Source organism: Shewanella sp. GXUN23E (genome assembly GCF_050865035.1).
GTDB lineage: Bacteria > Pseudomonadota > Gammaproteobacteria > Enterobacterales > Shewanellaceae > Shewanella.
The window spans coordinates 23,146-46,474 of the sequence record NZ_JBOZWP010000014.1 but is presented as its reverse complement, the minus strand read 5'-3'; the positions used below and the strand labels follow the sequence as shown (position 1 = coordinate 46,474).

21 protein-coding genes are annotated in these 23,329 nt (G+C 54.1%); all 21 read left to right on the top strand.

Annotation, left to right across the window (positions count from 1 at the left end; genetic code table 11):
* The first annotated feature begins 20 nt into the window (after nt 1–20).
* The 21 genes from ACRRUX_RS12995 to ACRRUX_RS12895 all read left to right on the top strand — a co-directional run bounded on the left by ACRRUX_RS12995 (nt 21) and on the right by ACRRUX_RS12895 (nt 23,250).
* Nucleotides 21–764 carry a hypothetical protein gene (locus ACRRUX_RS12995; protein ID WP_432530970.1) on the top strand — a complete coding sequence of 248 codons (744 nt, stop codon included), beginning with the start codon at nt 21–23 and terminating at the stop codon, nt 762–764.
* 142 nt (nt 765–906) lie between these two features.
* Nucleotides 907–1,122: a 50S ribosomal protein L31 gene (gene rpmE, locus ACRRUX_RS12990; RefSeq protein WP_432530968.1), complete on the top strand. Its 216-nt coding sequence runs from the start codon at nt 907–909 to the stop codon at nt 1,120–1,122.
* A gap of 416 nt (nt 1,123–1,538) precedes the next feature.
* The gene (locus ACRRUX_RS12985; RefSeq protein WP_432530966.1) at nt 1,539–2,786 is read left to right on the top strand and encodes a malic enzyme-like NAD(P)-binding protein; all 1,248 of its coding nucleotides are present in this window, start codon (nt 1,539–1,541) and stop codon (nt 2,784–2,786) included.
* 518 nt (nt 2,787–3,304) lie between these two features.
* Nucleotides 3,305–5,203: an RNase E specificity factor CsrD gene (gene csrD / locus ACRRUX_RS12980; protein WP_432530964.1), complete on the top strand. Its 1,899-nt coding sequence runs from the start codon at nt 3,305–3,307 to the stop codon at nt 5,201–5,203.
* 238 nt (nt 5,204–5,441) lie between these two features.
* The gene (locus ACRRUX_RS12975) at nt 5,442–6,323 is read left to right on the top strand and encodes an MSHA biogenesis protein MshI (protein WP_432530962.1); all 882 of its coding nucleotides are present in this window, start codon (nt 5,442–5,444) and stop codon (nt 6,321–6,323) included.
* Nucleotides 6,320–6,937, top strand: coding sequence for a fimbrial assembly protein (locus ACRRUX_RS12970; protein WP_432530960.1), 618 nt, complete (start codon nt 6,320–6,322; stop codon nt 6,935–6,937). The genes ACRRUX_RS12975 and ACRRUX_RS12970 overlap by 4 nt, the downstream gene beginning before the upstream one ends.
* A complete protein-coding gene (locus ACRRUX_RS12965; RefSeq protein WP_432530957.1) occupies nt 6,934–7,578 on the top strand; it encodes an MSHA biogenesis protein MshJ in 645 nt (214 codons plus the stop codon). Before ACRRUX_RS12970 ends, ACRRUX_RS12965 begins: the two co-directional genes overlap by 4 nt.
* Complete coding sequence (locus ACRRUX_RS12960) at nt 7,565–7,903, top strand: MSHA biogenesis protein MshK (RefSeq protein WP_432530955.1); 339 nt, start codon at nt 7,565–7,567, stop codon at nt 7,901–7,903. Before ACRRUX_RS12965 ends, ACRRUX_RS12960 begins: the two co-directional genes overlap by 14 nt.
* A gap of 10 nt (nt 7,904–7,913) precedes the next feature.
* Nucleotides 7,914–9,611 (top strand): pilus (MSHA type) biogenesis protein MshL, encoded by a 1,698-nt coding sequence (gene mshL / locus ACRRUX_RS12955; protein WP_432530953.1) that lies wholly within the window; start codon nt 7,914–7,916, stop codon nt 9,609–9,611.
* Between the two features lie 3 nt (nt 9,612–9,614).
* A complete protein-coding gene (locus ACRRUX_RS12950) occupies nt 9,615–10,514 on the top strand; it encodes an ExeA family protein (RefSeq protein WP_432530951.1) in 900 nt (299 codons plus the stop codon).
* Nucleotides 10,511–11,737, top strand: coding sequence for a tetratricopeptide repeat protein (locus ACRRUX_RS12945; protein WP_432530949.1), 1,227 nt, complete (start codon nt 10,511–10,513; stop codon nt 11,735–11,737). Before ACRRUX_RS12950 ends, ACRRUX_RS12945 begins: the two co-directional genes overlap by 4 nt.
* Nucleotides 11,734–13,473, top strand: coding sequence for a GspE/PulE family protein (locus ACRRUX_RS12940; protein ID WP_432530947.1), 1,740 nt, complete (start codon nt 11,734–11,736; stop codon nt 13,471–13,473). Before ACRRUX_RS12945 ends, ACRRUX_RS12940 begins: the two co-directional genes overlap by 4 nt.
* Nucleotides 13,474–13,475: 2 nt before the next feature.
* Nucleotides 13,476–14,699 carry a type II secretion system F family protein gene (locus ACRRUX_RS12935; protein WP_432530945.1) on the top strand — a complete coding sequence of 408 codons (1,224 nt, stop codon included), beginning with the start codon at nt 13,476–13,478 and terminating at the stop codon, nt 14,697–14,699.
* A 3-nt stretch (nt 14,700–14,702) separates the two neighbouring features.
* A complete protein-coding gene (locus ACRRUX_RS12930; protein WP_432530943.1) occupies nt 14,703–15,230 on the top strand; it encodes a hypothetical protein in 528 nt (175 codons plus the stop codon).
* A 70-nt stretch (nt 15,231–15,300) separates the two neighbouring features.
* A complete protein-coding gene (locus ACRRUX_RS12925; protein WP_432530941.1) occupies nt 15,301–15,912 on the top strand; it encodes a pilin in 612 nt (203 codons plus the stop codon).
* A 76-nt stretch (nt 15,913–15,988) separates the two neighbouring features.
* On the top strand, nt 15,989–16,504 hold the full coding sequence (locus ACRRUX_RS12920; RefSeq protein ID WP_432530939.1) for a type II secretion system protein: 516 nt from the start codon (nt 15,989–15,991) through the stop codon (nt 16,502–16,504).
* A gap of 144 nt (nt 16,505–16,648) precedes the next feature.
* A complete protein-coding gene (locus ACRRUX_RS12915) occupies nt 16,649–17,143 on the top strand; it encodes a pilus assembly FimT family protein (RefSeq protein WP_432530937.1) in 495 nt (164 codons plus the stop codon).
* Nucleotides 17,130–17,639: a type IV pilus modification PilV family protein gene (locus ACRRUX_RS12910; RefSeq protein WP_432530935.1), complete on the top strand. Its 510-nt coding sequence runs from the start codon at nt 17,130–17,132 to the stop codon at nt 17,637–17,639. Before ACRRUX_RS12915 ends, ACRRUX_RS12910 begins: the two co-directional genes overlap by 14 nt.
* A complete protein-coding gene (locus ACRRUX_RS12905; protein WP_432530933.1) occupies nt 17,639–18,484 on the top strand; it encodes a PilW family protein in 846 nt (281 codons plus the stop codon). The genes ACRRUX_RS12910 and ACRRUX_RS12905 overlap by 1 nt, the downstream gene beginning before the upstream one ends.
* A gap of 7 nt (nt 18,485–18,491) precedes the next feature.
* Nucleotides 18,492–18,950: an MSHA biogenesis protein MshP gene (locus ACRRUX_RS12900; protein WP_432530931.1), complete on the top strand. Its 459-nt coding sequence runs from the start codon at nt 18,492–18,494 to the stop codon at nt 18,948–18,950.
* Between the two features lie 70 nt (nt 18,951–19,020).
* A complete protein-coding gene (locus ACRRUX_RS12895) occupies nt 19,021–23,250 on the top strand; it encodes a DUF6701 domain-containing protein (RefSeq protein WP_432530929.1) in 4,230 nt (1,409 codons plus the stop codon).
* The last annotated feature ends 79 nt before the right edge of the window (nt 23,251–23,329 follow it).

Genomic DNA, 23,329 nt, shown 5'->3' with positions numbered 1-23,329 from the left:
TTTGTGAAGGATGAAGACTCATGCTCAAGAGTATCGCTGTAGGTATGGCTGTATTGCTGCTGGGATGCTTCCCCGCGGCATTTGTGCAGGCTGAAATAAAACATATCAGTTTGAATAAATTGCAATTTACCAGAGGTGAAGCGGTTGACATGCGTATCAACCTGGTCGCTGAGCCACGGGATATCAACAGGCTGGAGTTTGTGCTGTTCCAGGCGTCCGGTCCTGAAAAATTGATGGTAAAGCAGGAAAGCAGTTATCTGCTGCGGCTGCTTGGTTTTGAACCTGTGAACGATCCCAATGCTTACATAGGTGTCAGAGTCTACATTATTGACCGGTGGCAGCCATTGACTCAGCTGTCGTTGTTTCCCGGCGGGCAGCTTCCGGAGATGGCCGACAATATGTTGCCGCTATCGCCGGATGAAGTGACCCTGATCAGTGACAGCCCCAGTGGGAGAGACAATGGGATCGTCGGCGATCCTGTGAGATCTGAAAATGATCCGGGCGCTCAAAATTGCACCATAGATTACACGCCGGGAGAGACTCTCTGGCGCATCGGCAATCGTTACGCCAGGCAGTGGAATACTCATGTTTATGGCGCGATACTGGCGCTCTATGAAACCAATAAAAAAGCTTTTTACCGCAATAATATCAATTGGTTGAAAGATGGTGCCTCACTTGGTTGTCCGCCACCTGGGCTGTGGGACAGCTTTGGTGATAAGGCGCAGGCAAGGCGGACTTTTGAGCAATTGAGCGGTGCGAATTGACCGGCTTGCAGGGCTGAAAATCTGCTTGTTTCCCTTGGCGAGATACTGTACTATTCTGCGCCCTGAACATATGTCATTAACTGCATGTGGTGTCCGACTTCGGGTTGGAAGAGCGACATGGCCTTAAATTGAGGTAATCCCAATGAAACCAGGTATCCATCCTGAATACGCAGAAATCACTGCGACCTGTACTTGTGGTAACGTTATCAAGGTGAACTCTACCGTTGGTAAAGATCTGCACCTGGACGTGTGTGGTGCTTGTCACCCATTCTACACTGGTACCCAGAAAGTTGTTGATACCGGTGGTCGTATCGACAAGTTCAACAAGCGCTTCGGCATGCTGGGTGGTAAGAAGTAATTGCGATTGCAATGATTTCTTTAAAAGGCGCCTTTACGGCGCCTTTTTTGTGCCTGTAACAGGCGAATTTGGCACTTGTCAGACCAATTTCCCGCATATCTCGTAAATTTACCAATAAATTTGGTCAAATCCGCTCTAAGCCCCTAAATAATCGCTATCTGTTGGTAGCTTTCCTACAATTAACTCTGCTGTAAATGGATAACTTATTACGATATTTATCCTGTAAATTCGCCGTTAACTTTATTTTTTTGTGCAACACTCATATTTCACAATATTTTGTTTAAATGGGGTGGCGTTTGGCGTATTGTTGTGCGCCTGAATCTCCGGTTGACTGTCGGCGCCGCTGCCGGGCGAGTCGGCTCAGGCGACCGGGGCGGAACTCTTCGCTAAAACAAGTTGTTTTTCAGGAAATAAAAATGACAGACCTTCGTCAACAAGCCCTCGATTATCATGAATTCCCTGTACCGGGCAAAACTGCTGTTTGCCTGACCAAACCTGCCCGCACCAGTAAGGATCTGGCGCTGGCATACAGCCCGGGTGTGGCCGAGCCGGTACGTGAAATTGCGTCCAACCCCGCTGATGCCTACCGTTACACCAACAAAGGCAACACAGTCGCGGTGATCTCCAACGGGACTGCTATTCTGGGTCTGGGAAATCTGGGGCCGCTGGCGTCCAAGCCTGTGATGGAAGGTAAAGCGCTGCTGTTCAAGCACTTCGCCAATATCGATGCGACCGATATCGAAGTGAAGCACCGTACCACTGAAGAGTTCATCAATACTGTTGAAGCGATCGCCGATACCTTCGGCGGTATCAACCTGGAAGATATCAAAGCACCTGAATGTTTCGAGATTGAGCGCGAATTGATTGAGCGCTGCGCGATCCCGGTATTCCACGATGATCAGCATGGCACCGCGATTGTGACCGCTGCCGGTATGATCAATGCGCTGGAAATTCAGGGCAAAGAACTGAGCAAGGCCGTGTTTGTTTGTCTGGGGGCTGGCGCCGCTGCTATCGCCTGTATGACCATGCTGGTGAAGTGTGGTGCCCAGCGTGAAAACATCTATATGCTGGATCGCAAGGGGGTACTGCATACCCGTCGTGATGACATGAACGAATACAAGCAGCTGTTTGCCAACAACACGGACAAGCGCACTCTGCAGGATGTGATTGCCGGTGCTGACGTATTCCTGGGGCTGTCCGGTCCGGATCTGCTGACTGCCGAAGACATCAAACTGATGGCCGATAAACCAGTGATCTTCGCCTGCTCCAATCCGGATCCCGAGATCAAACCTGAGCTGGCTCATGCTGTACGCCAGGATCTGATCATGGGAACAGGTCGCAGCGACTATCCCAACCAGGTGAACAACGTACTGTGCTTCCCGTTCATTTTCCGCGGTGCGCTGGATGTTCGTGCTACCCGTATCAACGACGAAATGAAGATTGCCGCAGTGCGCGCCATTGCCGAGCTGGCGAAAGAGCCTGTGCCTGAGTCGGTACTGGCTGCCTATGAAGGCGTCACTGAAATGAGCTTTGGTGCTCAGTACGTGCTGCCCAAGCCAATGGACCCACGTTTGCTGTCCCGCATTGCCAAAGCGGTTGCTGAAGCAGCCATTGCATCCGGTGTGGCGCAGTTGACTGAGTTGCCACAGGGCTACATGGATTAATCCTGCCATCATGATGGTGCGATTTAAAACAGGGACTTAAGGTCCCTGTTTTTATTTTTGCGAAACATTAAGGAAACGGCGGCAGTCAGTCGTTTTTACGGGTGCCTGAGTGCTGCTGCATCGTTTTGGGTGTTGCACCTCAGAGGATGCATGCAGATCTGCCGAGATTCTGTATTGCTGATTGTATGTCTTGGGTAAGCGCCTGCTCGGGAGATTCGCATCTTCTTTGGTTTACGGCGCTGACAAATAAACAATCCATACCGCAGACTGTCTTTTTTGGGTGTCTGGTTGCCTTTTGACGGGTACTTCGAAATAATCAGATTTCTTCAATCCGGCTGCAGGGATATCGCCAATCACAGCGCCGTTTGCAGCAGAGATTGAATTGATACCGCATAAGGTATTTGATTTGTCGGGTGCATGTTTGTCGACGTTTTTTGGCGCTGACCGGAGTAATGAACCGTCAGACGCATTTATATTGACTGTAATCACTATTCAAGTGACAGGGATAGACGCTGAGCATGAAGTTGACACGCATACTGACAAAAAAACTGGTGAGCTTCTGGATAGTGTCGCTGGTGGCTGTCGCCTTCCTGTTTATGCTGTTTTCCTTCTTCAGCTATGTTCACCTTACCTCGCGCTTTCAGCAGCATCAGGTTGCTGAGCTGCAGTCTTTGTTGTTGGTAGAATATCAACAACAGCGCCTTGAGCACCTCAATAAGTGGTTGCCTTCTATTCTTCAGGCTTATGACGCCCAATCATTTGATTTAGTTGAAAATGGTAAGGCGCTTTATAACTATCAGGCGGAGCAGCAGTCAGACTCTCCTGTACTGTACCGGCAGCAATTGTCTCAGTCTCCGGATTTGCAGATGTGCCTGGAGTTACCCCGCCCCTATATCCTGATCGCTCCTGACTGGCAGGAAATGGCGATCATCCTGGTAACCCTGTTGTTCCTGATGCTGCTGGTCAGCTGGGGGCGTTTGTGGCTGCGCCGGCAGATGCAGGGCATTGAAGAGCTGTCTACCCGTAGCCAGCTGATCCTGTCGGGGGATTATCAGACGGCGTTGCAAAGCGAGGGCAATGGTCAGCCCCGGCTGATTAACAAGGCGCTGACTGAATTGCTTAATGCGCTGGAAGATGCCAGCGCCGAGCGAACCCGTTTTGATCAGTTCATTCGAACCAATACTTTTTTGGATCCCCAGACCCGGGTGGGCAACCGGCTGTTTCTCAATAACCGTCTGGAGGCACTAAGTTATCAGCAGCGCATGATCGTACCGGGGACTTTATATCTGATCGTGCTGGAGGGATTGGAACACGTTAAGGCGCTGCATGGCACCGAAGAGCTCAACGAATTGTTGGATACCCTGATCGACGGTATCAACAAGGTGCTCAGCGTGCAGCCCAACAGCCTGCTGGCACGCCGGGCCAGTAACCAGTTTGCCGTGGTGGTACCGCAATTATCACTGGCGGAGGCCGATCAACTGGCCGAGCGGTTGCTCAGGTTATGCGTATCCCAACTGGATGTGGTGACCGCGAAGAAGGGCCGCTGTTACATTGGCGCCGCTTATTTTCGCGAAGGTGATCCCAGGTTTCAGCTGATGGACGAAGCGGAAATGGCACTGAAAGCTGCTCAGCTTCAGGATGCTTCCAATTGGTTTATGTATGACAAGGGCGCGGTGGATGAAGAGTTCGCCAAAGGCTCAGTGCGCTGGCGTTCATTGCTGGAGAGCGCACTGGCCCACAAGCGGGTTTACGCCTACGGTCAGTCGGTTATGGATATCGACAATAATGTGCTGCATACCGAGCTGTTCAGCCGCATCAAGGATCAGCAGGGTAATGTGATCCGCGCCAATCTGTTTATTCCTATGGCCAATAAGGTCGGCTTGATGCCCAGAATCGAACGCCAGCTGCTGGAACATGTACTGGGTGAGCTGGCCGTAAAATATCCCGAGGCTCAGTTCAGCGTTAACCTGAGTCTGGATTCTCTTCAGAGTAAAGCCTTTGTGCATTGGCTGACCAGTTACCTGCTGGAGCACAGAAGTCGTACCCAGCGTCTTATCGTCGAAATCTCGGAAGAAGTAATGGTCCGGCACGCAGATACGTTCGCCTCTGTGTTGCAGATGATGAAGTCAATGGGAGCGCGATTGTGCGCTGATCATGTCGGTCAGGATGTGGTCGGTATCCACTATATGAGCGAGTATCAGGTAGATCTGATTAAGTTACACAGGTCAATCGTACGGCAAATTCATCTCAGGCCAGAAAATCAATTGTTTGTGCGCAGTTTAATTGGTGGTTTGTACCGAACAAATGTTACAGTAATGGCCGAAGGTGTCGAGCTGTTCGAAGAATGGCAAACGCTGCAGATTTTGGGGGTCAGCGGTGGTCAGGGACGATTCTTTGGTCCCCCCGTCGCAGTATGAGCTTTCCGGGGCAAGCCAAATTAGTAATTTGACTGGCGATGGTTGTAAAATCCGCTTAACTTACAGTTAGATCGTTTCATTAGTAGTCAATTCATAAAACCCAAAGCTCACTTCTCCTGTCAGTCATCTATCACGGTATCCGTTATCGGTTTGGAAAGTGGTATTCGGGAGAATTGTGAAGCAGGGACAGGAGACGTCCAAGTCTCTGGTTATCACTACTGGACAGTAGAATAAGTATATGAATATCAATATTTTCAATCGTTTTGCGTGGTGGAATAAACGCAGCGAGGGGAAGGTTCTGGGAGTTTATCTGGCGCCGGATCTTGTCTGGGTGCACCAGCCTGCTACGGCACAGCAGCCAGCGGTTGAAATGGAATTCGCTCTTGAAGGTGACTGGGAAGATATCTTCGGCAAAATTGCCAGAGAGTTTGGTCACGCCACTCTGCGTTTGGTTCTGAGTGCCCACTGGTACCAATTGTTACCCGTGGACCGTCCTGAAGGTGATGAGAAAGAGATTGCCAACAGCCTGCTGTGGGCGGTTAAGGACATGGTCAGTCTGCCGGTGCAGAACCTGCATCTGGATTACTTCGAATCTGCATTGCCCAATCAACCCAAGTTATCCGTGGTGGTACTCGACAAATCCGCGCTGCAACAATTGGTGCATGGCGTTATGGAAGCCGGTATGACGCTGGAAGGCATCAGTATTGAAGAGCTGGCCGTGTGTCATGCGATCCCCAAAGAACCTCAGGCCAGGTTGATCATCAGCCATTATCGGGATCAGGATTTGCTGTTCACCGTAGTGCGTGACGGCGAGCTGTGTATGCACCGCCGGGTACGGGGATTTTCCGATATTCATCATATCTCCGCGCAGGATCTGGGTTACGGTGCTGCTGATAACCTCAGCCTGGAACTGCAGCGTTCCATGGACTATTTCGAAAGCCAATTGCGTCAGCCGCCGGTGGCCGCTGTTGATATTCTGATTGATGGTGCCAATGAGGCATTGGCAGAGCAGGTTGGCGCCAACTTTAACCAGCCGGTGACGGCCCTGCCCCGCACTACGGTGGGTATCTCGATGGCGCAATATGCCTTTGATGAATGGTCTCGGGAGGGTGGGCAATGAAAACGCGCATCAACCTGCTGACAGCGGATTTGTTGCCGCCAAAGCTGCTGATTTCGTTTGAGCGGGTCGTTCAGTTGTCGCTGCTGATTATCCTGTTGGGTGGTCTTGGCAACCTCTGGTACTTCTGGCAAAACAGCGAGCTGCAACAGCAGCTGACGGCGCATCAGCACAGCCGCGATCAGTTGCAGGATCAGAAAAAACAGCTGGAGCAACGTATTGCCGAGCACAAACCGGATCCCCGTCTGGTCGATCAGGTCAATGGTGTGGATGAGCGCCTGCTGCTGAAGCAACAACTGCTGGCAGAGCTGGATCGCCGCAGCGATATCACCAGCCAGGGCTTTTCCGGCCTGCTGACCGATCTGGCCAGTGTGCAGGCTCCCAAACTCTGGTTGACCCGCATTCAGGCGGCCAATCAGCGATTTAGCTTTGAGGGATACAGTGTGCAGGCGCAAACCGTGCCTTTCTGGATTGAGCAGCTGAAAACCACACACGCGCTCAGAGGGTATGCATTTTCCGCCATGAATATGGAGCGGGGTGAGGGGCAGCCCATCGGCTTTGTGCTGAGCAGTAAGCCCCAAGCCAAGCCTGCAGCCAAGAGCGAGGGGGCCGAATGAAACACAGATGGCACCAGTTAAGGGATAAATTTGATGGCCTGACGGCCCGTGAACGCGGGCTGATTGGCGCCGCCACGCTGGCGATCCTGGCAATGATTTTTCTGATGCCGCTGGAAAGCATGCTTGCTGAACACACCAAACTGTCGCGGGAAATTGATTCGGTCTCCAGAGAGAACCAGGTTTCAGATCAACAGATCGCTATGTATCAGTCCCGTCTGGCGGAAGATCCCAACGCGCCTTTCCGGCAGCGGCTGGATAACCTGCAGCAGCAGTTGACGGATGTGGAGCTGCGTCTGGAAAGCCACAATGTTGTGCCTTCCAATGTCATGCCTGCCTTGCTCAATACCATGATGGCCAGTGCCAAAGGCGTGACGGTAACCGGATTTGAATCCATGCCGCCCAAGCCTTTGCTCAGTGGCGATGCGGAAAGCAAGATCAATCTCTACAGCCACGGTGCGAAGCTCAATATACAGGGCAAGTATTTTGATGTTTTGCGTTTCCTGCAGACGGTGGAAAAACTGCCGCAAAAGGTTTACTGGAAACAGCTGGATTATCAGGTGAAAGAGTACCCATTGGCTCAGGTCTCACTGGAGTTTTATACCCTGAGTGTTAACGAGGAGTATATCAGTGTTGCCTACTAAAGCTGTTTCACTCTTGGGAGTAACGCTGGTGCTGGGAACTGTGATGTCCACACCGGCTGTGTCACAGACGCTCAGGGATCCGACCCGGCCTGCGGTGGTGTTTGGTGCTGACGGTAAGGCTCCGGCTGCGAATGCCGGTGATGCCAGATTGGTACTCAACTCCATCACCTGGAATGGTCAGCAGGCATTTGCCGTTATCAATAACAGAATTTATCACAGGGGAGACAGTGTACAGGGCGTCAGGATCAGTCAGATCCGCCGTGATCAGGTGATTCTCGACGATGGACGTAAATTGGTATTGTTCACCTCTGTCACTGAAAAATAGGGTTAACCGCATGATTTCAAGTAAGTATTCATTTTTAATCATCCCCCTGTTGCTGGCGGGGTGTCAGACAGTTGATCGTCCGCAGCCGGTGGCGGCCAAAGAGGCGGTCAAAGAGATGATGACCGCTCAGCAAACTCAGCGCACGGCGCAGGTTCCTCCTCCTGTGATGCCTGATGCCGTCAAGCGCGAGCTGGCAACTTCAGGATTGCTGCAAAATCAGGTGGCCAGAGTGCCATCGGAAAGACGATTTGATGTGTCTGCCAACAATGTTGATGCGCGGGTGTTTTTTGCCAGTCTGGTGCAGGGCTCACCATTGAGTGTAGTGGTTCACCCGGATGTCACCGGTGATATTACCCTGTCGCTCAAGAAGGTGACACTGAGTGAAGCGCTGCAGGTGGTGGAAGATATGTATGGCTTTGATGTCAAAGTCGAAGGCAATATTTTGCGGGTTTATCCTGCGGGCATGCGTACCGAGACTTTCCCGCTGAACTATCTGTACATGCAGCGTCAGGGGCTGAGTATTACTTCTGTCAGTGCCGGTCGGATTTCCGATAACAACAATAATGGCAATTCCAGCAACACCAACTCCTCCAGCAATAATCTGAGCAACAATGTCGGTGGCAGTGACAATGGTTCCAACAGTCAGGACACCAATGGCACCTTCATTCGCTCCAAGACAGACACTGATTTCTGGGGCGAGCTGCAGTCGACCCTGGTTGCTATTATCGGCAGCACGGGCGGTGGTCGTCAGGTGGTGCTGTCACCTCAGGCGGGGTTGGTTACTGTCAGGGCTTATCCCAATGAGATCCGCGAAGTTCGCAGTTTCCTGCAGAAAGCAGAAAGTCATCTGCAGCGTCAGGTCATTCTGGAAGCCAAAGTGCTGGAAGTCACGTTGTCTGATGGTTATCAGCAGGGTATTCAATGGCAGGATGTGATCGGTCACATCGGCAGTACCAATATTGAGTTTGGCAATACTCCGGCAACGCTGGGAGACATGATCACCAATACGCTGGGGGGCATTACCTCGCTCAAGGTATCCGGCAAGGATTTCACCACCATGATCAGCTTGCTTGATACTCAGGGCGATGTGGATGTGCTGTCCAGTCCAAGGGTGACGGCAACCAACAACCAGAAGGCGGTGATTAAGGTTGGTAAAGACGAGTACTTCGTCACCAATGTGTCATCGACCACTGTGGCATCGGCGACACCGGTCACGACTCCGGATGTGGAGTTGACGCCATTCTTCTCCGGGATTGCTTTGGATGTGACACCGCAAATTGATGAGCAGGGCAGTGTGTTGCTGCATATCCATCCATCGGTAATCAATGTCAGCGAGCAGGTAAAGCAGATCAAGATCAGTGGCAGCACTCTTGAGTTGCCGCTGGCTGAAAGCGAAATCCGTGAATCTGATACCGTGATTAAAGCGGGCTCAGGTGATGTGGTGGTGATAGGTGGTCTGATGAAGTCTGACAACACCGAAGTCGTGTCGCAGATCCCGCTGCTGGGTGATATTCCTTTGCTGGGTGAAGCCTTCAAAAACAAGGCGATGCAGAAGAAGAAAACGGAACTGGTGATCTTGCTCAAGCCAACAGTGGTGGGCAAGGATACCTGGCAGAAAGAGCTGCAGCGTACCCGGGATCTGCTGGATCGCTGGTATCCGGCGGCAGAGCAGCAGGTACCGCCAGAGCAGCAGACTCAGGAGCAGTAAGCCGTGTATTTGCAGCACTTCCGACTCACTGAAAGCCCATTTTCATTGACGCCCAATACCGGTTTTTTCTTTGGGCTGGCACCTCACATAGAGGCGTTGCAGGTTCTGCAGGCTGCACTGCAAACCGGTGAGGGGTTTATCAAGGTGACCGGTGAAGTGGGCACAGGTAAAACCCTGATTTGCAGAAAGCTGATTAATGAGTTGCCCGAGCGGTTCCGTTGCGCTTATGTGCCTAATCCGTACCTGACTCCGGCTGAGCTGAGATGGGCCGTGGCCATGGAGCTGGGAGTTGAATACAGCAAAGAGGTGGATCAGCAGCAGCTGACCCAGCTTATTCAGCACAAGCTGGTGGAAAATGCCGCCGCCGGACTGACCACGGTATTGGTGCTGGATGAAGCGCAGGCCTTGCCGGATGACAGTCTGGAAGCGCTGCGGCTGTTCACCAATCTGGAAACCGAGAGCCGCAAACTGTTACAGGTCGTGCTGTTTGGCCAACCCGAGCTGGATGAGCGGCTGGCGCAGGATAAGTTCCGCCAGCTCAGGCAACGGATCACCTTCAGCTACAAGCTGCGCCCGCTGACGGCGCAGGAAGCCAAAGGGTATATCAATCATCGGCTGAATGTGGCGGGTTATCAGGGGCGACCGCTGTTTTCCGGACGCGAGAGTCAGCTGATCGCCCGCGCCTCCAGAGGGATCCCGAGATTGATCAATATCCTCAGTCACAAAGCCCTGATGCTGAGTTACGGCGAAGGCGATGACAGGGTGCGGGTGCGTCATGTCAAAGGGGCGATTAACGATACTGAAGATGCCAGTTTGCATATTCATCCGGCCGTACTGGCAGGCTTTGCGGCCCTGTTGGGTGTGCTGACCATTGCCATTGTGTGGAGCGTGACAGGCATATGAGTGTAATCAACCAGATGCTGAAAGATCTGGAATCCAGACAGCAACAACATCAGGTCACCAATCTGGATAACCTGAGTCCGGCCAGTTTGCCCAAACCACCTCAACGGCGCCTGTTATGGGTATTGCTGCTGGTGCTGATACTTGTGGCAATCGGGACCGGCCTGTATCTGTGGCAGGAAATGGCCCGCAGTTTGCCGCAGGCGGACAAGTCGCAAGCTGAGCCGCTGCAGACAGCTGTCGGAGCAGAAGCTCCGGTTTCACAGGATCTGCCGGCGCAGTCAGCCCCTCAGCCACAATTGCAGCGTCAGTCTGAGGCCCAGCCTGATTCACCATTACCGATTGAACAAACCGATGTACAGCAACAGGTTGCACGTCAGGTCGATGACATCAAGCCGGTGCCGGGCGCATCAGAGGGACATCCCACTGTGACAGAGTCGCTGCAGGCCGAGCCACCGGTTTCATCTTCCTCCGTTGCAGCTTCTGGCGTTGCCCGTGACGCTCACCCCCCTCAGGTACATGCCAATACCGGCGGGGCAGGCAGGCAACCTGCGGTGACTTCAGCTTCCCGCACTGATGTGCGCGACAGCAAAAAAGCCGACACTCCCAGAGCTGGCAGCATGGCAGTGACGCCAGTGGCTATGTCAGGCACTGAGCTCGCGCAAAAGCGTTTTGAATTGGGGGACAAGGCCGAGCAGAGTGGCAACTTCGACCAGGCTGCACGGGAGTATTTAAAAGCGCTGGAGTTTAACCCGGCGCTGCACACTGCGCGGGAACATCTGGCCGCAGTCTATTATGGACAGGGGCTGATGGAAAATGCTGCACAAACTCTGTTGCAGGGGATTGATGTGTATCCCGATTATCAGCATTACCGACTGTTGTTGGCGCGGGTTTATCAGGCCGCCGGTCAGTTACAGGCTGCTTATGACAATGCTGCCGTGATGCAGGCCTCAGGTGTTGAAGCCATTGAGAAATGGGCGCTGCTCGGGGATCTGGCTCAGGCGCTGAACCGCTATGATCTGGCGCAGCAGGCCTACAGCCAGTTGCTTAAACTGCAGCCCGGCAGTGGTCGCTGGTTGATGGCCAGAGCCTATGCCATTGACTCGCAGGGGAACTATCAGGAAGCGGCGCAGGAGTATCAGCAGGCGCTGGCCAGCGCCGGTTTGTCTGACAGTGCGGTGGCATTTATACAGCAAAGATTAGTGCAGTTGGGAGCAGTGCAATGAAGCCTAAATTGAAAATGCGTCTGGGGGATCTGCTGGTTCAGGAGCAGATCATCACAGAGGATCAATTGCTGCAGGCGCTGGCTGAACAGAAGAAATCCGGACAGAAGCTCGGACGGGCCTTGGTGACCCTTGGTTGTCTGACGGAAGAGCAGCTGCTGAAATTCCTGTCGCAACAGTTGAGCATTCCCTTTTTGGATGTCAGCCGTCGTACCATTCCCAGCTCAGTGGTGAATCTGCTGCCGGAAGTGCAGGCCCGTCGATACCGGGCGCTGGTGGTGGAAGACCGGGGTGACAGCGTGCTGGTTGCCATGAGCGATCCGGCCGATCTGCAGGCCATCGACAATCTGGAAGTGCTGCTGGCACCCAAAACATTGTCGCTGGCGGTGGCGACCGAAGCCCAGCTGATGAATGCCTTCGACACTCTGTATCGCCGTACCGGTGATATCGCTGCGATGGCTGGTAAGCTGGAACAGGAATACGCCGCCGATGATATGTTTGATCTTGGCTCGCTGACCCAGACCGACAGTGATAACGAAACCACAGTCGTTAAACTGCTGAATTCGATTTTTGAGGATGCCGTACAGATGCGGGCCTCGGATATTCACATCGAACCCGGTGAGCGAGTGCTGCGTATCCGGCAACGTATCGACGGTGAGCTGCACGAAAACGTGCTGAATGAATCCAATATTGCAGCCGCACTGGTATTGCGCCTTAAGTTGATGGCTGGACTGGATATTTCTGAAAAGCGTCTGCCTCAGGATGGGCGTTTTCACGTGGATATCAAGGGCCACTCCATCGATGTGCGTATTTCCACCATGCCGATTTATCACGGTGAATCCGTAGTAATGCGTATGCTGGATCAGTCGGCGGGGTTGCTGACTCTGAATGAAACCGGGATGCCCCAGGATATTCTGCGCCGGGTGCGCAGGCAGATCCGTCGTCCCCACGGGATGTTGCTGGTGACCGGGCCAACCGGTAGCGGTAAAACCACAACCCTTTACGGCATTTTGAGTGAACTCAATACCCCGGATCGCAAAATCATCACGGTTGAAGATCCGGTGGAATATCAGTTGCCCAGGATCAACCAGGTGCAGGTTAACCACAAGATTGGCCTGGACTTCTCCAACGTCCTCAGAACCACGCTGCGTCAGGACCCTGACATCATCATGGTGGGTGAGATGCGGGATCAGGAAACCGTGGAAATTGGTCTGCGGGGCGCACTGACCGGTCACTTCGTGTTGTCGACACTGCACACCAATGATGCGGTTACCAGTGCCTTGCGGTTGCTGGATATGGGCGCAGCGCCCTACCTGGTGGCCAGCGCCTTGCGGGTGATCATTGCCCAGCGACTGGTGCGCCGGGTATGCCAGAATTGTGCGGTGCCCTATGAGTTGACGCCCCAGGACAAAGCCTGGCTGTCGAGCATCACCAACGAAGATTTTTCATCGGCACCGCTCCGTCAGGGCGTGGGTTGTCAGAGCTGCAATGGCAGTGGTTATCGTGGACGGATCGGTATTTTTGAGATTCTGGAGCTGGATGAAGCCATGGTAGATGCCATGCGTACGGGCAATCCGCAGGATTTTGCCCGGGCAGCCAAGGACAGCTCCAACTTTACCCCGCTGTCAGAGTCGGCATTGCAATATCTCCGACAGGGAATGACCACTGTCAGTGAGGTCGCCAAGCTGGTGGAAGACTCAGGTACAGAAGTGCTGGAAGAGACTGAGGTTGAAAGCTGATTATGGCCAGGTTCAGTTATCGCGGCAGGGACAGACAGGGAGCGACCATCAAGGGCCAGCTGGAAGCGGCCAATGAAGCGGCTGCCGCTGATGTGCTGCTGCAGCGCGCCATTATTCCGCTGGAGTTGAGGGAGATCAAAGGAGGTCAGGGAATCGATCTGAAAGCCTTGATCGGCGCGCGTCGGGTGAGTCTGGATGAACTGCAAATCTTTACCCGCCAGATGTATTCACTGACCCGCTCCGGTATTCCTATGCTGCGGGCGATTGCGGGTCTTGCTGAAACGGCTCATTCACAACGGATGAAAGACGCGCTGCATGATATTACCGAGCAGCTGACCTCTGGTCGGCCGCTGTCAGCGTCCATGAACCAGCACCGAGACGTTTTTGACACACTGTTTATCTCCATGGTTCATGTGGGGGAAAACACAGGTAAGCTGGAAGAAGCGTTCAAGCAGCTGTCCGGTTATATCGAGCGGGAGCAAGAAACCCGCAAGCGGATTAAAGCCGCGATGCGATATCCGATATTTGTGCTGTTTGCCATCACCATTGCCATGGTGATTTTGAATATTTTCGTGATCCCCAAATTCGCCACCATGTTCGCCCGTTTTGGTGCTGAGTTGCCATTGCCGACCCGGATCCTGATAGGAACTTCGGAAGTATTTGTTAACTATTGGCCGCTGATGCTGATTGTGGCTGTTGGCACGGTATTTGGCATTCGCTACTGGATGCACTCGCCGGAAGGTGAAAAGAAGTGGGATCGCTGGAAGCTGCATATGCCCGCGGTAGGCTCGATCATCGAGCGCTCAACCCTCGCCCGTTATTGCCGCAGTTTTGCCATGATGATCAGCGCCGGTGTGCCCATGACCCAGGCGCTCAGTCTGGTGGCCGATGCGGTGGACAACGCCTATATGCACGACCGTATCGTCAATATGCGTAAGGGTATTGAATCCGGTGACTCTATGCTGCGGGTGTCCAATCAGAGCAAGTTATTTACCCCGCTGGTGCTGCAGATGGTGGCCGTTGGTGAAGAAACCGGGCAGATAGATCAGTTGTTGAATGATGCCGCCGACTTCTATGAAGGTGAAGTGGATTACGATTTGAAAAACCTGACGGCCAAGCTTGAGCCCATTCTTATCGGCATTGTGGCCGGTATTGTGCTGGTGCTGGCGCTGGGTATTTACCTGCCGATGTGGGATATGCTCAATGTCGTCAAGGGCGGTGGGTGAGCCATGGATTCCTCGGAAAACTCCGGCGGCCGACTGCAAACAGTATATCGGCAGCTGGTGGCTGTGATTTTGCTGTTATTGGTATTGGCTGTGCTGGGATATCGCTATTTTGAGGCCGTGCCCGGGATTGTGGCTCAGGGGCTGCAAGTGGAACAGACCAGGCTGCTCAATGTGCTGGCGATGACCAGATCAAAATGGCTTGGCGAGGGACAACCGCCCAGAATGTTGCTCTCCTGGGTCAAACAGGTGGATATACCTTCGGCGCAGGCGAGTGCGGCGCTGACACTGGAGAATACCCAGTCTTCTGAAGTATTGATGGCGTCTGGCGGATGGCCGCTGCCCCATGAGCGTTCCGCTGCCGGTTGTGCGCGACTCTGGTATCAATTGCTGGGGGTGCTGCCTGATGGTCAGGAGCTGCAGGTGCAGTTTGATGGTGAATCTTTCGCCTGCTGGTTTATCGCTGGTGATGGCAGTCGATTAAGCTATCGACTGGACAGCGGAGAGGTCAATTTTTTGACGAGTGACCGATAATGGTCACAATTTGCTTTTTAATGTGAGATTTATTGGTAAAATGTGCGGGATTATCGCTATTGGGGGAAGGATGAAGAGACAACAACAGGGTTTCTCTCTGATCGAATTGGTTATCGTGATCGTGATTCTCGGGTTGTTGGCTGCAACAGCCATCCCCAGATTTCTGAATGTCACAGACGATGCAGAGAACGCCAGCGTCGACGGGGTAGCCGGTGGTCTTGCCACTGCAGTTGGCTTTGTGCGAGCGCAATGGGAAGTCGAAGGTCGCAACAATGACAACGTGGTACTGGATGGCAGCCGGGTCACTCTGGACGGTCGATTTGGTTTTCCCACAGGCGCTGTAACCGGTGGCACTCAGGTGACCAACGCGACCCAGATGACCAATACCTCATGTCAGCAGGTATTTAATAATGTTTTGCAAAATGCGCCAAGGAATGTGCTATACAATCAAGATGCTAGGGATCAAAGATACGTTGTCAAAGTGATTGACGGTGCCGGTGGCAGCGGTATCACCATTGATGGCGAAACAGTCAATAATCTGGATCTGTGTGTATACCACCAGGTGGCGTCTTTGAAGCTGGATCCTGCTACAGGTATCCCTCAGGGCACCCTGGATCTCACACTTGGCAAAGGTGTGGTGTATAACCCGGGTACAGGTCAGGTGCTGAGTTTTACCAACTAACAGTGCCTGCAGTCAGTTTTTTAGTATTTGGCAATGAGTCACAGCGGTGGCTGTTAAATAAAGAGAAGGTTTTAATATGGAAAGACAACAAGGTTTTACGTTGATCGAACTGGTTGTTGTGATCATCATTCTGGGGATTCTGGCCGTAACCGCTGCACCCAAGTTTATCAACCTGCAGTCTGATGCCCGTGCTTCGGCACTGGATGGTCTGAAAGGTGCGATTCAGGGCGCCAACAGTCTGGTGTACTCCAAGGCTGCGCTGCAGGGTAAGCAGAATGAGGCAACTGGTACTGTAGACATTAAAGGCACCCCCAGTGATGCAACAGACGATATCGCAACACGTTATGGCTATATGAATTCATCATTGGCGTCATTGACTGGCGGTACCGACGTCTCTATGCAGGTTCCTCCAACCGGTAATGCTGCCGCTACTGCAGATTGGATTATTAATGCAGGCGCAACTCCTGATGCTGCTTCAACTATTTATCAGGTTGGAGCTCCTAATAGCAGCAATACTTGTCAGCTGACTTACACTCCTGCTACTGCAGCAGGTGCTGCTCCAGTCATCACGATCCAAGACTCTGGTTGCTAATCAGAGTATTGAACAAAAGGCCTGCCCAGCAGGCCTTTTTTGTCTGTGACGCTTGAGTTTGTCATACTCTACTGAGATGTTTTTACATATCTGTCAGTTGCTTGTGAAAGCAATCATGGAAATGGAACGATAAGGAGGGCGGCGGTGTCCCCACTGGGCAAATATCGGTCAGGTTTCACACTGATTGAACTGGTTGTCACGATATTGTTGATCGCCATTCTATCGGTCACTGTATTGCCGCGTTTGATATCCTCCAGCAGTGTCAGTGGTTACACAGTGCGGGATGAAGTCATTGGCGAGCTGCGCCGGGCGCAATTAATGGCCATGAATAATGCCGACCGCTGCTATCGCTTCAATGCCACTTCCGCCGGTTATCAACTCATTCACTATGCCGGTCGCAGCGGTAATCTTTGCAGCGGCACGGTGGAGCGCCGCGATGAATTGCAGGCGTTACCCACCGGAGCAGCCCTGAGTTTGCTGCCCGGCGGCAATTCGCCCTTCTTTCTGGATTTTAATCGTCAGGGCCAGGCTTTTTGGGGCGCCGGTAATCTGTGTGCCGGTAACTGCATCCAGATCACTGCCGATGATGACACCAAAGTCGCCATTGAGTCTCAGGGGTATATCCATGCGGGCAGTTAGAATTTGTGGCTCCCGGAGTGGAGGCTTTACCCTGATTGAGCTGGTGATCGGCATGATGGTGCTGGCCGTGGCGCTGATGATGCTGGCCACCATGTTGTTTCCCCAGGCCGATCGCGCTGCCGATACCCTGTACCGGGTGCGCAGCGCCGAGCTTGGGCATTCTGTGATGAATGAAATCTGGGGCAAGCGTTATGACGACAATACCGATGCCAACGGCGGTACGCCCTGTGGCACCGGCAGGTTACCTGCCTGTACCACGACGCCTGGCCCCGAGGCGGGTGAAAATCGTAACGACTGGGATGATATTGATGATTACAACGGTATGAACCAGCACTCGTTGATGCTGGATTCGACCCAGACCTATGCCGATATCTATCCGGGTTACGGCCTGCAGGTCACCGTGACCAGTGGCGATGTGACCCGGCTTATCAGTGTAACAGTCACCACTCCCGCCGGGGAGGCGATCAGTTTCAACGGTGTCAGGAGCAACTATTGATGACGCGCAAACTGCGGCAGCGGCTCAGACAAAGCGGTTTCACCCTGGTCGAAATGGTCACAGTGATCATCATTCTGGGGATACTGGCCGTCGGGGTAACCAGCTTTATTATCTTCGGAACCCGCATCTTTCTGGATTCGACTTCAGTGGATCAGGTGCTCAGCCAGAGCCGGTTTGCGCTGGAGCGTATGACCCGTGATATTCGCAACGCCGCCCCCAATAGCCTGCGGGTGAAAAAAGATGACACAGGCGGCAGCTGGCAGTGCCTTGAGTTTGTTCCCATCCAGGCGGCCAGCAACTATCTGTCCATGCCAGTGTATCCGGATGTGCCAGCCAACACCGGTGAGGCGATTGTGGCGCCTATGGCGGTTAACAACAGCATGATGGCATTGATTTATCCGCTGGTACCTGCCGATGTCTATACCAACCCGGATGCGTCAACCGGCAAGTTGTTTGGCCTGAGTGCCGTGTCCGCTCCGGTGGGCAATATCACTACCTATACTTTCAGGCGTAACGTGCAGTTCAGTGAAGGCTCTCCCAGACAACGGCTGTTTTTGGTCTCAGAGCCCATCAGTTACTGTTTTGTGCTGGCGGGCAGCAGCGTCAATCTGTTCTACTATTCCGGTTATGGCATCAATCATCCCGGTCAGCTGCCGCCATCTTCCATGGGCAGCGGGGTGCTGATGGCACAGGGCATCACCAATGATTTGGTATCAGATGCACCGATAAGGCTGGAGCCCGCTACCCTGGTCAATAACGCTATAGTGATGCTGACACCCGAGTTTGAGGCAGCGGGGCAGACTTTCAGATATCAACAACAGGTGCAGGTGGTCAATGTTCCCTGAGCGCAGAATGCAACGAACCCGGCAAACCGGCAGTGCGCTGGTCATAGGTATCTTTATCATCACAGTGATGTTTGTGCTGACTGCCGCCCTTATCCGGGTGCTGGGTGATGCCGATGACAATGTGAATCTCGAGGTGTGGGGCACCCGGGCGCTGCTGGCAGCCAACAGTGGTGCCGATGCCGCGCTGGCACAACTGTTTCCGCCGGGAGGAACCAGTGCCACTGATTGCGCTGCGGTTTCCGGCCGTTGGACGCCTCCGGATTTGCCTGGCTTCAGTGGCTGTCAGGTCACGCTGGGATGCAGCAAGGTCACTGTCAATTTCAACGGCGAGACGCTGCACCAGTTTACCCTGTCCAGCAATGCCGTGTGTCAGGCCGGACAATGCAGTGGCGGCACTGACGGTGACAGCAATTGTTTGAGGGTCAATCGTATGGTGGAGGTGCAGGCACGTGTGGATCAGCCTTAGGGCGATAGGGATATTAATCGGGAGTTTGTTGTGTGTGCCGTGTGTCTCTGCATTGCCGCAATGTCATGATGTGTTTAAGGATCCATCTCTTGGGGAGGCGGCCACTGAAACTATTGTGCCGCCGCCGGGAGTGATGGACCCGCCATTGGTCAACTTCACCTGTCCCAGAAAATCCACCTGCCAATTTACGGTTGGCGACCATGACTATAACCAGGGTTATTTTTCCAACGGCTCCTCGCTGACCGCTTCCGGCACTACTGCCCGACTGTTTTTCAACTCTCTCAATTTGACCAATGCCCGCCTGAATGTTGGGGGGGCAGCGGAAAATCTGTTTATTTACGTCAGTGGTGATTTGAGTGTATCAGGACAGAATCAGATTAATGGCATTATCTATGTGGCCGGGAATGTTCATTACAGCGGACAGGCCAGCCTGGATGGGGTAGTGGCCGCTGGTGGTGGCCTGAAATATTCGGGGCAGGCTAATCTGGTTTATTCACAGGATACGATTGATAAGGCTGATCTGTCCGGCATCTGCGGCGCAACAACAACGACGCCTGAGCTGCAATTCGGGACGACTGCCGGTCGCAGCGTGACCTTTGAGCGTCCATTTTCCAATGGCGTGACCCCGCTGGTGTTTCTGATGCCCACCATAACCCCGACGGCTCCGGCCAATGATGGACCGGCATCACTGTTTCTGACCAGTGTCAGCGCCAGCGGATTCAGTTTCAGTCAATTGCAGCCACCCGGCTCCTACAGTGTCGGTGCAAGCATGGGCGATGTGTCCTGGATTGCGGCGACGCCGGGAACTCATACGTTGTCCGACGGCAGGGTATTGCAGGCGGGCAGTGTATCGACCAATAAATCAGTGTCTGAATATCAGGCCAGTTACGAAACCGTGTCGTTGAATGCCGGCATGAACCTGGCGTTACATCAGCTGCAGAGCGGTAATAACGATCGCTGCTGGTTAACCTCCACCGGGTTGCTGGGCAGCGGCAGTTTGCGGTTGTCGCTGGATCTGTCGGATGTGTGGAATGGCAATGGTTACTGCCTGCCGGGTTATGTATATCCCGGCAATTTTGCCAATGAAACCATAGCGTATCTGGCAAGCTCCAGCGGCAGTGGCAGCGCCAGCCTGTCCGGCAGGGACACTCAATACCACTTTGCCAACTTCAATACCGGCAGTGGTACCCAGTCATCATCACAATGCAGTACGCTGTCGTCCCTCAACGGTTTCTCCGCAGCGCCGGTGGCCGTGGGCAAGAAAACCAGCCGCAATGGTACGGATGGAGGCTGGCTCAGGCGCTGTAATCTCACGGCATCCAGCATTTCCATGGTGGTGGATGAAGATCAGTATTGGGATTCAGAACGCAATCATCCCCAGGAAAATTACAGTGTGATGGCGTTTGGCGACAGCGAAGATCCCTCTGTACTGACCTGTTTTTCAGATACTTTCAGCGATGGCGTTATAGACGACAGCTGGGATGTGATCGTTACTCCCGGGGGAGCTCCACCCAATCTGGTCGCAGGCCGGTTGCGGGTGACTGAAGATATCAACAATCAGGCCAACGCCCTGACACTGCAAAAGCAGTTTCCGGCAGCGGATAACCTGGTGGTGGTGGAGTTTGATTACTACGCCTGGTCGCGCTATTCAGGTAATGGTGCCGATGGCGTGGCGGTGATTTTTTCCGATGCGCTGGTGGCACCCAGCCCCGGCAGTTTCGGTGGTTCTCTGGGGTATGCCCAGCGGGATAATGGCGATGCCGGCTTTGCCGGAGGCTGGCTGGGGATCGGGCTGGATGAGTGGGGCAATTTCGCCAATCCCACCGAAGGCCGGGTTGGTGGGCCGGGGTTCCGGCCTCAGGCCGTGACAATCCGCGGCTCTCAGGCGTCGTCCTACAATTATCTGGCCGGGACCAGCGCCAATTTATCTCCCCATCTGGATGTTCGTTCCACCTCCACGCCCGGCCCTGCCCACAGGTACCGGGTAACGCTGGATTCCCGTATTGCCGGTAACACCCGGGTATCGGTTGAGCGCGATACCCACAACGGCAGTGGTTTTGTTAATCTTGTGCCAGAATTTAATGCCCAGAGCCGCACTGGACAGGGGCTGCCTCCGGCAGACTTTCTGTTGTCGCTCACCGGTTCAACCGGTGGCTCGACCAACAATCATGAGCTGGACAATCTGCAGGTCTGTGCAATTCGGATGAATGATTTCGGTGTCGATCTGGATCATTTTGAGTTTCACTATTCAGCGTCGCCGCTGACCTGTGCGCCGGAAATTATCACCCTTAAAGCCTGCGCCGACGAGTCCTGCTCACAGCTGGTGACAGAGCCGGTCAGTGCGCTGCTGTCGGTGGATGATCCCGGTGCGGCCCGCTGGCAAAGCAGTGCCGTAACCCTTAACAACGGCACGGCTGAAGTCAGCCTGCAGGGACTGAGTGCCTCTCCGCTGACCATTGGGGTCAGCAGCTCAACGCCTTTGGCTGCCCACGCCACCCTGTGCAGCCGCAATGGCGCTGCGCCATCGGCTTTGCAGTGCAGCTTCAGCTTTGCTGACAGTGGACTGCTTATTGAGGTGCCGGACAAACTGGCCGGAAAAGCCGTGACCGCAACCGTGAGTGCGGTGCGGACATCGGATCAGTCGCTGGCGTGTGCGCCGGCATTTGTCAGCACGTCCAAGCCGCTGACCTTCTGGAGTCAGTACGATTCGCCGGCCTCTCCCGTTCCGGCAGGCGCGCCGCCCGGAGTCACGCTGCAGGGCAGCGTGATAGGACGCTTAGCCGCAGCAGCGACACCACTGACCGTCAGTTTTGATGCTCGGGGACAGGCTGAGCTGACTCTGGATTATGCCGATGCCGGACGGCTTATCCTTAATGCCAGATATGCAGGTTCGGTTGGTGAAGAGGATGAAGGACTGGTACTGACGGGGTCAGACAGTTTCGTGAGCGCGCCCGCAGGCCTGTGTGTGTCACCTGAGTCCAGCTGCAGCGCCGCCGATGGCAGCTGTCCTGCATTCAGGCGCGCCGGGGAAAACTTTACCCTCAGTGTGTCCGGGCGCTCCTGGGTAGCCAACGATGATGGCGAGCTGTGCAATAACCCGGTCACACCCAACTATGCCCAGAATGATATTCAGCTCAGCGCGCAGCTGGTTGCGCCACTGGGCGGTGTCAACGGGCTCACCGGTCTGACAGGTTATTCCCATACGGTTTCGGCGAGTGGCATCAGTCAGCTGCAGCAATCGGTCAGCGAAGTCGGGGTCTTCAGATTTATTGCTACGCCTCCTGCAGATTACTTGGGCAGCACAGCTGCGGTGGCCGATATCGCTGCCGCGCAGAGTGCGCCGGTCGGGCGTTTTGTGGCGGCAGATTTTCTGCTGTCCTCGCAAAGTCTGGCGGCGGCCTGTGGCAGTGGCACCTCCGCCTTCAGTTATCTGGGGCAACCCTTTGCCACCGGTTTTGTCGCTACCGCCAGAAATCTGCAGCAGCAGCCTACCCGAAACTTCGTCAGCGGCACTTCGGCGGCGACCAACTTTGCCAACACCAGCGTCCGCTTCACGGCTGAAAATAATGACAACGGCCTCGATCTGGGAACCCGTCTCAGTGGCGTACCTTCGCTGAACTGGGTCTTGGGGGCTGCGACAGTGGTGAATCATCAGGTCAGTCTGCAGCGGTTGTCGCCACCTCTGGTAGACGGGCCTTATTTCGCCACAGATATCGGTGTCATCATTGATGACGCTGATGGTCTGGCGGTTATGGCCAATGCGGATATGGATGCCGGCAGTGCCGGCGGTTGCCTTGGCAGCAGCTGCACTGCCGTGCAGCTGGGCTCACAGCAACTGCTGTTTGGCCGGCTGGCGATGGACAATGTTTATGGCCCTGAGTCCGATACTTTGCGTATGCCGCTGAGGGCTGAGTATTGGCTGGGAAGTGGCTGGGCGGTGAATCAGCTGGACTCCTGCACCGCCGCAGGGGCGGGCAGTGGCAGTTTCAATCCGGCACTGCTGTCAGCGGTGGACGATGTCACCGGGCACAGTTACACGCCGGATCTGCAGACCGGACAGGCGGTCAGCCGGCAGGGCAGTGGCACACTGGCCCAGGGGCGATTCAATCTGCTGTGGCAATCCGGTGGCAGTGTGCCTTATCGCGGCGCAGTGCAGGCTCCGCTGACAACACCCGAGTGGCTCAGATATTATTGGAACTGGGATGGCAGTGGCCCGCAGGTCAATGATCATCCCCGGGCCAGCGCTTATTTCGGGACCTACAGAGGGCATGACAAACGCCTGCACTGGCGGGAGCAATAGTTGCCAAATGAACCGCTGCAGGAGTAGCTTGTGTAACATTGTGATACACTCATCTGCAGTTTTGGATAATCATCCTGAT